Source organism: Nocardia testacea NBRC 100365 (assembly GCF_000308775.1).
In the GTDB taxonomy this organism is placed as follows: domain Bacteria; phylum Actinomycetota; class Actinomycetes; order Mycobacteriales; family Mycobacteriaceae; genus Nocardia; species Nocardia testacea.
Genome location: NZ_BAGJ01000068.1, coordinates 32888 through 44869, shown reverse-complemented (window position 1 = coordinate 44869; position 11982 = coordinate 32888). Strand labels below are relative to the sequence as shown.

Below are 11982 nucleotides of genomic sequence, written 5' to 3'. Positions count from 1 at the left end.
CCCGACGATACTGAACCCATGAGCGAGGATTCCGGATCGGCGAACCCCTACGGCACCCCTACCACCAGCGGACCCCGGCCCGTAGGCCGGACCCAGGGCTTGACCAACCGGGTGGTCCGCACGCTGCTACGCCTGCCGGGCCTGTCCGGGGTGATCGGTAAACGGCTGGCGACACTGCATGTGGTGGGCCGCAAATCCGGTCGCGCCTACGATATTCCGGTCGCCTACACCGTGCACGGACAGACACTGCTGATCGGCACATCCCGGCGACCGTGGGTGCAGAACCTGGCGACCGGCACCCCGCTCACCATCACCCGCGGCGCCCGGCCCGAACAGTTCGACCCGGTCGTGCACACCGCCGCCGAGGATGTACTGCGCCTGTTCGAGATCATCGCCCGGGACAACCGGACCAACGCCGGCTACAACGGCATCGGTTTCGACGCCGAGGGCAATCCGAACAAGGCCGATATCTACCAGACCTGGCAGCTCGGTGGTGTCGTGATCGAACTGCGGCCGGTGCTATGACACGGAACCGGCCGCGCGTACCGCGCGGCCGGCAGCCTCGATACCGCCACCGAAGCGGAACGCCGGCTCCTGTGGGCCGGAAAGACGGCGAGTTCTCCAGGCATCCGCGCGCACGGACTCGCGTGACCGATCACCGATATCGAACCGCCGGGGAACCTGCAGGCAGTTCTGCGCTTCGGGCGTGAATGCCCGGTCGACCGAGCAACCATCACGGGTCCACGGTGCTCTGTGGTGCCCGCCCATGCCACTGCCGGTGAGTGCGTACGCGGGGTTGACAAACGTGACCGCGCCGGAGAGGCTGATGCGGAACAGCGGGGAGTTGCTTCGTATCGAAAAAGGGGGATGTCAGTGCTTTTGCGTAGCCGATAACCGTAGTCGCATTCGAAGAGGAGAGCACGCAGAGGCAGGACTCGGCAGTATGTCACCACCGGGCTACAACGGCGGATTTTTCAATCACTACGACGACCCGGACGAGTTCTGGGACGAGGAGCCACTGACCCCGACGCAACGGGGCGCAAGCAGCTCGTACACGGCACCGATCACATATCCCGCTCCCCGACCCACTGAACATCCCAGTCCGGGGACGGGACCGGATCGCGAATCCTCGACCCCTACCTGGAACCGATCGGATTCGTTCACCGCGGAAGATACGCGGGCCGCGCCGGGCAGTTCGTTCGCGACAGTCGAAGTCGATCGAGGTCTGCTACCGATCCAGTTGCGACTCGGCCCGCAGTGGCACCGCCACGTGGGCCCCGGCGATACCGGCGACGAGTTGATGCGTGCGTACAAGAAGTCGGTCGAAGCCTGTCTGGGCAAACTGGTGACCGGCGAATTCCGCCACGCTTGCCCGGTTCCCGACCGTCGCACGGTTCTGATGCTCCTCCTCGACACATCGAGCTGGCCGGAATATCGCGAAACCCAGCGGCGCATACTCACGCGAGGCACCTTCGATGTGCACGGTCGAGCGCTGGTCGACGGCGCACCTGCCATCTCGATCACAGCGGACTGTTTTCAGCTGAAATCGATATTCGTACGGCCGGAATGGGCACAAAAAGCCCATCCGATGGACCTGGTCGACGAATTCCTGTCTCTCGCGGATCGGGTTCGCGAACTCCGGCCGAGTTTCCCGGTTCGTGGCGATTACTCGCGATATTCGGACGAAGATCTCGAATTTCACCATTCTCGCCATCGCGACAGTCTCATAGAAGGTTTGGGGGTCTGATCATGGCTACACCGTCACAGCAAGCCATTACCGTCGCCGTAGGCGCTGTACGCACCGCTGCCAACAATTGGGACGAGGCCGCTGCCGCCTTGGAGGCAGCACGAGTCGCCACCGCGGGGGCGAAATTCGAGCAGCTCGAAGCAGGTGTCTTCGCTCTGGCATACGAAAAATACAAGGACGTTCCCGATTTCTTCGCCGAAAGAATGAAAGAGGGAATTTCAGTATGCAATGAAATCGCTACGACACTCCGCCAGGTGGCAGATACCTACGAAGCCGAGGATGCGCAGAACGCGCATGCACTCAGTAATCTCTACTAGGGGGACCGCGTGGCCGAAGATACGAATCCGCAGACCAGGACGGACCTGACCACCAATATCGAACAAATCAAAACGAAGGCGGAAGAGCTCAAAGACCAGCCGGATAGGGTAAACGACGCATTCGGAAATATCGTCCTGGCCGTTCGCGTAACCGGTTGGGGATTCTTCGGGCTCGTGGGAGGCGGGGGCGCAGAAGCCGTCGTCGACCGACTCTGGGACGAGCGGGACAAGGTACTGAAATATATCGAGGACACCGGCACCAAACTGGCGGAACTGATCAAGGGCATAGCGGTACCCATCACTTTCATAAATTACGCCAATGCATGGCGAGATGTCGCGAGCGCGATCACCAATGCCGGTACTCAGATCGACGAGACCAAACTCAATGCCCATTGGACCGGAATCGCCGCCGAGGCATACGAGAATTCTCGCATTCGGCAGGCGAAACCGTGCGGGCAGCAGGCACTTCCGGCCTCGTGCGAAACGATTGCAACCTCCCTGGAGGATGTCGCGGTAAAGACACTGGAACTCTACCGGGAAATAGTCGAAGCGATTCTCTCGTTGATCTCCAGCATCGGCGAGATAGTTGCGGCCGCGGCAACCGGCCCGGTCGCCGCGGCTCAAACCGGTGATATCGTCGCGGCGATCGGAAACGCCTACAATGCGATCGCCCAGGCGGTCGGTAGTATCGCCTCGTCGGCACAGAACAGCATCATCAACGGAAACAAGATCGCGCAGGCCAGTTCGGATATCGACGGACTACCCGATAACAAATGGCCGCCGATGGCTGTCGACGCGAATTCCGTATTCGATGACGCAACCGTCTTGGACGGAACGAACAAGTGGTCGGTCAAGACAGATAGGGTGACCCAATGAGCGGGATCGCGCTGCGCACGATTTCCACGGCGGCAGCGATCATCTCCATCGCACTCGTTTCAGCGTGCGAAGTGGGCAGCAGCAAGGGCGCCGCGGCGGCCGACTCCGGCCACGCGATTCGCGAACAGTGCGACCGAACGCTCACCTTCTTCGAAAGCGACCTGGGCATAGCGGATCTGGCCATCGAATACGGTCACGTCGATCCCGATGACACAATAGGGCGGGGAGCGACCTGCACGCTGACGAAGGCATCCCTCGTAGGAGTGGGTGAAACCCGGCTTCGGGCAATGTTACCCGGCGAGTCGGAACCGGCCTTGATCGAAGACGACCCGAACTACATTCCGCAAACCGGGTACGACGAGAAGGTATGGCTGAACCGAACCAGCGGTTCGGTCCGGATCGTCACGGCAGCGGGCGGCTGGCAGGGAACGCTGAACCTCGATTCGGCTCAGATCAACAATGTCGGTGCGGATCCGGAGTGGGAGATCTCCGACCCCGAGATTCGTGCGGCAGCGGAGTTCCTGATCGATCTGACCAGGGAATTGACGTCACAGAACTGACCTCGATCTCGCACAGGGGACGAGGCGGCCAGATGTGTCCGGTCCACCGGCCGGACAGTCCGTGGACCGAGGCGGGCTCGCCCGCGCAGTGGGCCGGTTGCCGGGCCGACGGACCCGGTGGGTGATCGAATCGCACAGGCTTCGATCACCCACGGCCGTGGCCGAGTATCAGCGCTGACGCCAGCTCAGCGGACCCGGTAGATCGACGCTGTTCTTCTTGGTCCGGGAGTTCCACGACCATGGGCCGATCTTGATACTCCACGAGGACAACCCCGACTGGGTGTAGTTCAACTTCAACGGTCCGAAGGATTGGCGTTTACGGAACCTGATGGGCATGAGCGACCTCCCTGGCTCTGCCCCAGGATAACGGAACGCGATGAGCGTTCGTAGCTTTCGGCAGCATCGCCACCGGTATCGAGCAGACGGCGCGGTGGCCGCCGGTCGCTCAGCTCGCCAGGCAACCCGGCCCGAGCAGGGCCTTCAGGTCGCCCATGAGCGCCGAGGACGGCTCCACCCGCAGGCTGTCGTCGAGTTTGAGCAGCGTCGTCTTCTCCCGCGCGCCCACATGCCGGACGTGCACATCCGAGGTACCCGGGTGCCGGGACAGCACGCGCTTCAGTTCGCCGATCTTGTCGGGGGTGCACATCCGGGTGGAGATGGTGACGGCCAGTGGTTTCGCCACGCCGATCGCCGACAGATCCGGTACCGCGAGATCGTTGGCGATGAGCGAGATCCGGTCGTCCCGCATGGAGACCCGGGCCTTCACCAGCACCACCGCGTCCTCCACCACGTCCATTCCGTACACGGAATAGGCCTGCGGGAAGAACAGCACCTCGATACCACCGGTGAGATCCTCGAGCTGGCAGGACGCCCACGCCAGGCCGTTCTTGTTGATCCGGCGGTTCACCGAGGCGAGGATGCCGCCGACGGTGACCTGGGTGCCGTCCTTGATATCGCCCTCGAGAATGGTCGGGATCTGGGTATCGGCCTGGGCGGCGAGCACATGGTCCACGCCGTTGAGCGGATGGCCGGATACGTAGAGGCCGAGCATCTCCCGCTCCAGCGCGAGACGGTGTTTGCTCTCCCACTCCTCGTCGGGCACCTTCACATCGAAGACCGACGCCACCGATTCGCCACTGTCGTCGTCCATTCCGCCGAACAGATCGAACTGACCGATGGCCTCGGCCTTCTTGGTGGACATCACCGCGTCGATGGCGTCGGAGTGCACCAGCATGAGGCCCTTGCGCGGATGACCGAGCGAATCGAAGGCACCGGCCTTGATGAGCGATTCGGTGACCTTCTTGGTGCAGGCCACCGTATCGATCTTGTTCAGATAATCGGAGAAATCGGTGAACTTCGATTTCTCGGTGCGCGCGTTGATGATCGAGTTGACCACGTTCTGGCCGACATTGCGGACCGCGCCCAGACCGAACCGGATATCGGCACCGACCGAGGCGAAGTTGGTCTCCGATTCGTTCACATCCGGCGGCAGCACGGTGATACCGAGTTTGCGGCAGTCCGACAGATAGATCGCGGCCTTGTCCTTGTCGTCACCGACCGAGGTGAGCAGACCCGCCATGTATTCGGCCTTGTAATTGGCCTTGAGGTAGGCGGTCCAGAAGGAGACGAGTCCGTAGCCGGCGGCATGCGATTTGTTGAACGCGTAACCGGCGAACGGGAGAATCGTGTCCCAGAGGGCTTTGATCGCCGGTTTGGAAAAGCCGTTGGACTGCATACCGGCTTCGAAGCCCTCGAATTCGGCCTCGAGCACCTCGGCTTTCTTCTTACCCATCGCGCGGCGCAGGATATCGGCTCGGCCGAGCGAATACCCGGCGACCTTCTGCGCGATCTGCATGATCTGTTCCTGGTAGACGATCAGGCCGAAGGTATCGGCGAGGATCTCCTTCAGGGGCTCTTCCAGTTCCGGGTGGATGGGTTTGACCTGTTGGCGGCCGTTCTTGCGGTCGGCGTAGTCGTTGTGCGCGTTCATCCCCATCGGACCGGGGCGGTAGAGCGCGAGCACCGCGACGATGTCCTCGAAGCCGGTGGGCTGCATCCGGCGCAGCAGATCGCGCATGGCGCTACCGTCGAGCTGGAAGACGCCGAGAGTGTCACCGCGCGAGAGCAGTTCGTAGGTGGCCGGATCGTCGAGCGGCAGATTATCCATATCGAGGTCGATACCGCGATTGGATTTGATGTTGTCCAGCGCGTCACCGATGACGGTGAGGTTGCGCAGGCCGAGGAAGTCCATCTTCAGCAGGCCGATGGCCTCACACGAGGGGTAATCCCAGCCGGTGATGATGGCGCCGTCCTGCGCCCGCTTCCACAGCGGGATCGCGTCCATCAGCGGTTCGGACGACATGATGACCGCGCAGGCGTGCACGCCGGCATTGCGGATCAGGCCCTCGAGACCGCGGGCGGTCTCGTAGATCTTGGCGACATCGGGGTTGCTGCCGATGAGATCGCGGACCTCGGCGGCTTCCTTGTACCGCTCGTGCTCGGGATCCATGATCCCCGACAGCGGAATGTCCTTGGCCATGATCGGCGGCGGCAGCGCCTTGGAGATCTGGTCGGCGATGGCGAAACCGGGCTGGCCGAACTGGACGCGCGCCGAATCCTTGATCGCGGCCTTGGTTTTGATGGTGCCGAAGGTGATGACCTGGGCCACCCGGTCGCTACCCCAGCGGTCGGTGGCGTAGCGCACCATCTCACCGCGGCGGCGATCGTCGAAGTCGATATCGATATCGGGCATCGAGACGCGTTCGGGATTGAGGAAGCGTTCGAACAGCAGCCCGTGCGGGATCGGGTCGATATTGGTGATGCCCATGGCATAGGCGACCAGCGAACCGGCCGCCGAACCACGACCCGGGCCGACCCGGATCCCGACCTCGCGGGCATGGTTGATCAGGTCACCGACCACCAGGAAGTAGGCGGGAAAGCCCATTTCGATGATCACGTCGAGTTCGAATTCGGCGCGTTCGACGTATTCGCGCGGTACCCCGTTCGGGAAACGCCGTTCCAGGCCGCGGTGCACTTCCTTGCGCAGCCAGCCGGCCTGGTCCTCGCCCTCGGGCACGGGGAAGACCGGCATCCGGTCACGGTGTTCCCAGACCTCGGCGTAGGACTGGACCCGCTCCCCGATCCAGACCGTGTTGTCGCAGGCGCCGGGGATCTCGGCGTCCCACAGCGCGCGCATCTCCGCGGCGGACTTCAGGAAGTAACCGTCGCCGTCGAATTTGAACCGGGTGGGGTCGGACAGGGTCTTACCGGTCTGGACGCACAGCAGCGCCTCGTGGTTGCTCGCCTGCTCCTTGGTGACGTAATGGCAGTCGTTGGTGGCCAGCGGCGGGATGTCCAGGGCGCGGCCGACCTCGATCAGGCCCTGGCGGACCCGCTTCTCGATGGACAGGCCGTGGTCCATCACCTCGAGGAAGAAATTGTCGCGGCCGAAGATCTCCTGCCATTTGGCCGCGGCCTCGAGCGCTTCACGCTCGTGCCCAAGCCGCAACCGGGTCTGTACCTCACCGGACGGACAGCCGGTGGTGGCGATGATGCCCTCGGCGTGCGCGGCGATGAGCTCCTCGTCCATCCGGGCCCATTTACCGAGCTGACCCTCGATACTGGCCAGTGAGGACAGTTTGAACAGATTCCGCAGGCCGGTCGCGTTCTCGGCGACCATGGTCATATGGGTGTAGGCGCCGGAGCCGGAGACATCGTCGCTCTTCTGGCTGGGATCGCCCCACTGGATACGTTTGGTGTCGAACCGGGAGCCGGGCGCGATATAGGCCTCGATCCCGATGATCGGCTTGATCCCGGCCTTCTTCGCCGAATGGAAGAACTCGGCCGCGCCGTACATGTTCCCGTGGTCGGTCATCCCCACCGCGGTCATACCGAGCCTGTCGGCCTCGGCGAACAGCGGCGAGATCTTGGCGGCACCGTCGAGCATCGAGTACTCGGTGTGGTTGTGCAGATGAACGAATCCGGACGAGGCGGCCAAGATCTGTCCTTCCTCCCAATGGCTCGGCGGGGGTTGGTGTAGCGAGTTTATGCGCACCCTCCGACCGGTTCGGCGCCGGATGGGCGTGCCCGCGGGGCCCGGGCGTGTCGGCCCAGGTGTCCCGGCGCGGGAAACCGATTCGGCCACCGGCACGCTCGGTCACTGGTAGGGTCGTGCCGCGTCACATCCGGCGGATCTCCGCCGAGCCCACGATCGACCCGCACGTGCACGATCGACCAGCGAGGTGAACGATGACAGCACGCAGGACCGCGCTCGCGCTGCCCGCCGCCGCGGCTCTCGCGGTGGGCACCTTGGCGGCCACCGCCGCTCCCGCCGCGGCCGACGGCGGTTCGTTCCAGACGATCTATTCCCTCACCGACGGCCCGTGCGTCGCGCAGGTCGACGCCTCGGTCAACGGTCCCGGCTATCCGGAGCACGCCTCCTTCACCGTCTCGGCCATCACGTTCGGCTTCGGTTCGTGCAGCCTGCCGGTCACCCTGAACTGGCGCAACCTCGATACCGGCGAGACGGGGTCGGCCACGCAGATCGCGAACGGCCCCGGACATTGGATGAACGACGGCCGCTCGGCCCTGTTCCGTCCCGGGATCGGGCGTTTCACCGCGACCGTCACCGTCGGCGCGGCCCACACCCCCGAGTCGGGGTCGGTGGAGTTCACCGTCCAGAAGTACCAGGGGTGATCACCGGCCCCCGCAGAGAGCATCCGGCCCGGCCGGCGTAATCGGTCCCGTGCGGCTCCGAACGGCCGCCCCCCGATCTTCCACCTCCTTCCGTCCGGCGCGTTCGCGACGCCGGACCTCCGGCCTCGGCTCGCCGACGCGGGCCGGTCATCGCTTCCGGAGAAGGTTTCCCGCGGCAATGGCGGTTGCCGCGGGAAGCGAGAGACGATGGCCGGCCCCCGGCGGCGAGCCGGACCGGCGGATATCGGCCGGCGAGCCGGACCGCGCCGGTGACCGGTGGCCCGAGACCACGGCCGATACGGCGCGGCCGGACCGCGGGAGTCGCCGACGAACCGGGTCGCGTGGGCAGTCGGCGAGCCTGCTCGTAGCATGTGGCCGGACCACGGATCGCCGGCGTATCGGCGGACCGGGCGATGGGTACAGCGGCGCGACGGCCGGGACGGAACAGGGAGTGCGATGACCGCGACCTTGCTCACCGTGTCCGGGGCGGTGGTGCTGATCACCGCGGCACTGCTCATCTGGGCGCGGACCCGGCGGATGGTCACCACTCCCGCCGAACGCGCGGTGCATACGGCCCTGCACACCGCCTCCCTGGCGGCCCGGCCGCTGCGCCGCGGGCTCACCAGGGAGTCCGCGCAGGAGGCGGCTCCGCATCTGCGGGCCCTGGTCGGTGCCGAGGGGCTGGGAGTGAGCGATCCCGACGGGGAACTCCTCGCCTGGGACGGCAGCCACGAACTGCTGGCGCCCGAGTTCACCGGGACGGCCCGGCGCGCCGTCGCGGCACAGCGGCCCGTACTGGCGCAGCTACCCGAGACCGATCATCCGGGACGTACCCTGGTCACCCAACCGCTGCTCAGCGATAACGGCACCGTGGTGGGGGCGCTGGGGATGGTCACCGGGAACCGGCCGGGCCCCGGCGCGCTCGGTGCGCTGGCCGAAGTCGCCCGTTATGCCTGCGGCCAACTCGAACTCGCCGAACTCGACGCCTCCCGGGCCCGGCTCGACCGTGCCGAGGTGCGCGCGCTACGCGCCCAGATCAGCCCGCATTTCATCTACAACGCCCTGAACACCATTGCCTCGTTCGTCCGGACCGACCCGGACCGGGCCCGGGAACTCATCCTGGATTTCGCGGATTTCACCCGGTATTCGTTCCGTGACGCCGGGGAGTACACGGTATTGGCCGACGAACTCAGCAATATCGAACGCTATCTCGAACTCGAACGCGCCCGGTTCGGTCCGGCACTGCAGGTGCGGTTGCGGATCGCCCCCGAGGTGCTGGGCGTCACCCTGCCCTTCCTGGCCCTGCAACCGCTGGTGGAGAACGCTGTCCGCCACGGGTTGGCGGCCACGCCGGGTGGGGGCACGGTCACCATCGAAGCACTCGACGCCGGGACCGACTGTGTGCTCAGCGTGGAGGACGACGGCGCCGGTATGGATCCCGACCTGTTGCGGTCCGGGTCGCTGGATACGGCCGCGGAGGGTGCGCATATCGGCCTGGCCAATGTGGACGACCGGCTGCGGGCCGCCTTCGGCAACGACTACGGACTGGTGGTGGATACCGCCCCCGGCGCCGGTACCCGAGTGAGTATGCGGGTGCCCAAGTTCCGCCCCGGTATCCGACCGTGACGCGGAAACGGCCGAGCCCCGCTCACCCTCACAGAGCGGGGATCGACCGGTCGGCGCCGGGCGGTACGGGGCCCGGATGCCGCCGACACGGCATCCGGGCCCGCGCTCAGTGCGCGACCGCTTTCTCGGCGCCGACCCCGGTCAGCGCCCGGACCTCCATCTCCGCGGCCTTCGCCGGATCTTCGGTGTCCTTGCCGCCGAGGTAGGTGCCGATCACGCCGAGCACAAAGGCCAGCGGGATGGACACGATCCCCGGGTTGGACAGCGGGAACCAGTCGAAATCCAGGTCCGGCAGCATCGCGGTCGACGACCCGGAGACCGCCGGGGAGAACACGATGAGCACGATCGTGGAGATCAAACCGCCGTACATACTGAACAGCGCGCCGGTGGTGTTGAACCGCCGCCAGAACAGCGAGTACAGAATGGTCGGCAGGTTCGCCGAGGCCGCGACCGCGAACGCCAGCGCCACCAGGAAGGCGATGTTCTGGCCGTTGGCCAGGATGCCCAGTGCGATGGCCAGCACGCCGATCACCACCGCGGTGATCCGGGAGACCCGGACCTGTGCGGCGTCGTCGGCCTTGCCGCGCCGGATGACATTGGCGTAGATGTCGTGGGCGAACGAGGCCGACGCCGTGATGGTGAGGCCGGCGACCACCGCGAGGATGGTCGCGAACGCCACCGCCGAGATGATGCCCAGCAGGATCACGCCACCGAGTTCGAAGGCCAGCAGCGGCGCCGCGGCGTTCTGGCCCCCGGCCGCGCCGAGGATCCGGTCCGGGCCGACGATCGCGGCCGCGCCGTAGCCGAGTACCAGGGTGAACAGATAGAAGGCGCCGATCAGCGCGATCGCCCAGACCACCGAACGGCGGGCCTCCTTGGCGGTCGGCACGGTGTAGAAGCGCATGAGCACATGCGGCAGACCGGCGGTGCCCAGGACCAGCGCCAGGCCGAGCGAGACGAAGTTCAGTTTCGACATCTCGCTGCCGCCGTACTGCGCGCCGGGAGCGAGGACATCACGGGCGGCCACCTTCGCGTTCTCCGACCCGCCGATCGCGCTCTGCGCACCGGAGAGGATGCCGGAGGGGTCGAAGCCGAACTTCGCGAGCACCATCACCGTCATCACCGCGGCGCCCGTGATGAGCAGGACCGCCTTGATGATCTGCACCCAGGTGGTGCCCTTCATCCCGCCCACCAGCACATACACGATCATGAGCACGCCGACCACGGCGATCACCACGGCCTGCCCGGTCTTACTGGACACATCCAGCAGCAGCGCCACCAGACCGCCGGCGCCGGCCATCTGGGCGAGCAGGTAGAACAGCGAGACGGCCAGGGTGCTGATCGCGGCCGCGGTGCGCACGGGCCGTTGCTTCAACCGGAAACTCAGTACATCGGCCATGGTGAACTTGCCGGTGTTGCGCAGCATTTCGGCCACCAGCAGCAGCGCCACCAGCCAGGCCACGAGGAAGCCGATCGAATAGAGGAAGCCGTCGTAGCCGTAGACCGCGATGGCTCCGGCGATTCCGAGGAAACTCGCCGCGGACAGATAGTCCCCGGCGATGGCGATCCCGTTCTGCGGCCCGGTGAATCCGCGGCCACCGGTGAAATAGTCGGTGGCGCCGGAGGTATTGCGGCCCGCCCAGAACACCACGACCATGGTGACCAGGACGAACAGCGCGAAGATGGCGATATTGGCGACCGGATTGCCGACCGTGGCGTCGGCGGCCTGTAGCGTGGTCACGACCGGTTTCCTTCCAGTTCGGCGCGCAGCGCGGCGGCCCGCGGGTCCAGTTCCCGGTTGGCGAACCGCACGTAGAGACCGGTGATCACGAAGGTCGAGACGAACTGGCCCAGCCCCAGCAGCAGTCCGATATTGATCTCCCCGAACACCGGCGTGGCCATGAAATCGTGTGCGTAGGCACCGAGCAGCACATAGCCGAGGTACCACAGCAGGAACAGAGCGGCCATGGGGAAAATGAAGCGGCGCAGCCGGGTTCGGAGCTCCTGGAACTCCGGACTCGCCTGCGCGGTGACGAAGTCGGGCGGCGGATCGGCCCGCTCCCCGCTCTTGTCGAGATCGATATCGGTCATGCCGGGTCCCTCACCATGTGACGTGTACTACTCGGGGAAAAGGTAGCGGCCCGGCGCCGCCTTCAACGGC

At 65.5% G+C, this 11982-nt stretch carries 11 protein-coding genes; 7 read left to right on the top strand and 4 right to left on the bottom strand.

The genetic code is table 11. The annotated features are described in order from the left end of the window. Nucleotides 1–18: 18 nt before the first annotated feature. From ON38_RS08545 to ON38_RS08525, 5 genes are all read left to right on the top strand, one after another. Nucleotides 19–525, top strand: a complete 507-nt coding sequence (locus ON38_RS08545; protein ID WP_051164504.1) for a PNPOx family protein — start codon at nt 19–21, stop codon at nt 523–525. Between the two features lie 280 nt (nt 526–805). Next, nucleotides 806–1747, top strand: a complete 942-nt coding sequence (locus tag ON38_RS08540; RefSeq protein WP_157181703.1) for a hypothetical protein — start codon at nt 806–808, stop codon at nt 1745–1747. A gap of 2 nt (nt 1748–1749) precedes the next feature. Then, nucleotides 1750–2064, top strand: a complete 315-nt coding sequence (locus ON38_RS08535; protein WP_157181702.1) for a type VII secretion target — start codon at nt 1750–1752, stop codon at nt 2062–2064. A gap of 9 nt (nt 2065–2073) precedes the next feature. Next, nucleotides 2074–2940 (top strand): hypothetical protein, encoded by an 867-nt coding sequence (locus ON38_RS08530; protein WP_039823792.1) that lies wholly within the window; start codon nt 2074–2076, stop codon nt 2938–2940. Then, entirely contained in the window at nt 2937–3500 is a 564-nt protein-coding gene (locus ON38_RS08525; protein ID WP_039823791.1) for a hypothetical protein, read from the top strand. Before ON38_RS08530 ends, ON38_RS08525 begins: the two co-directional genes overlap by 4 nt. A 168-nt stretch (nt 3501–3668) precedes the next feature. On the opposite strand, the gene ON38_RS34770 is transcribed toward ON38_RS08525, so the two are convergent. Together ON38_RS34770 and dnaE are read right to left on the bottom strand one after the other, a co-directional pair. Next, nucleotides 3669–3836 (bottom strand): DUF4236 domain-containing protein, encoded by a 168-nt coding sequence (locus ON38_RS34770; protein WP_081877120.1) that lies wholly within the window; start codon nt 3834–3836, stop codon nt 3669–3671. A 109-nt stretch (nt 3837–3945) separates the two neighbouring features. Further along, nucleotides 3946–7497, bottom strand: coding sequence for a DNA polymerase III subunit alpha (gene dnaE, locus ON38_RS08520; RefSeq protein WP_039823790.1), 3552 nt, complete (start codon nt 7495–7497; stop codon nt 3946–3948). Between the two features lie 251 nt (nt 7498–7748). On the opposite strand from dnaE, the gene ON38_RS08515 reads away from it, so the two are divergent. Both ON38_RS08515 and ON38_RS08510 read left to right on the top strand, forming a co-directional pair. Continuing rightward, nucleotides 7749–8195 (top strand): hypothetical protein, encoded by a 447-nt coding sequence (locus ON38_RS08515; RefSeq protein WP_039823789.1) that lies wholly within the window; start codon nt 7749–7751, stop codon nt 8193–8195. Nucleotides 8196–8651: 456 nt separating this feature from the next. Next, nucleotides 8652–9821, top strand: a complete 1170-nt coding sequence (locus tag ON38_RS08510; protein ID WP_039823859.1) for a sensor histidine kinase — start codon at nt 8652–8654, stop codon at nt 9819–9821. A 106-nt stretch (nt 9822–9927) separates the two neighbouring features. On the opposite strand, the gene ON38_RS08505 is transcribed toward ON38_RS08510, so the two are convergent. Together ON38_RS08505 and ON38_RS08500 are read right to left on the bottom strand one after the other, a co-directional pair. Continuing rightward, complete coding sequence (locus ON38_RS08505) at nt 9928–11562, bottom strand: monocarboxylic acid transporter (protein WP_039823788.1); 1635 nt, start codon at nt 11560–11562, stop codon at nt 9928–9930. After that, nucleotides 11559–11912 carry a DUF485 domain-containing protein gene (locus tag ON38_RS08500; RefSeq protein ID WP_039823787.1) on the bottom strand — a complete coding sequence of 118 codons (354 nt, stop codon included), beginning with the start codon at nt 11910–11912 and terminating at the stop codon, nt 11559–11561. Before ON38_RS08500 ends, ON38_RS08505 begins: the two co-directional genes overlap by 4 nt. Between the last annotated feature and the right edge of the window lie 70 nt (nt 11913–11982).

Excerpts from the sequence above, each read along its gene's own strand:
- ON38_RS08545 (WP_051164504.1), top strand. The coding sequence starts at position 19 with ATGAGCGAGGATTCCGGATCGGCGAACCCCTACGGCACCCCTACCACC.
- ON38_RS34770 (WP_081877120.1), bottom strand. The coding sequence starts at position 3,836 with ATGCCCATCAGGTTCCGTAAACGCCAATCCTTCGGACCGTTGAAGTTG.
- ON38_RS08525 (WP_039823791.1), top strand. The coding sequence starts at position 2,937 with ATGAGCGGGATCGCGCTGCGCACGATTTCCACGGCGGCAGCGATCATC.
- ON38_RS08515 (WP_039823789.1), top strand. The coding sequence starts at position 7,749 with ATGACAGCACGCAGGACCGCGCTCGCGCTGCCCGCCGCCGCGGCTCTC.
- ON38_RS08500 (WP_039823787.1), bottom strand. The coding sequence starts at position 11,912 with ATGACCGATATCGATCTCGACAAGAGCGGGGAGCGGGCCGATCCGCCG.
- ON38_RS08510 (WP_039823859.1), top strand. The coding sequence starts at position 8,652 with ATGACCGCGACCTTGCTCACCGTGTCCGGGGCGGTGGTGCTGATCACC.
- ON38_RS08535 (WP_157181702.1), top strand. The coding sequence starts at position 1,750 with ATGGCTACACCGTCACAGCAAGCCATTACCGTCGCCGTAGGCGCTGTA.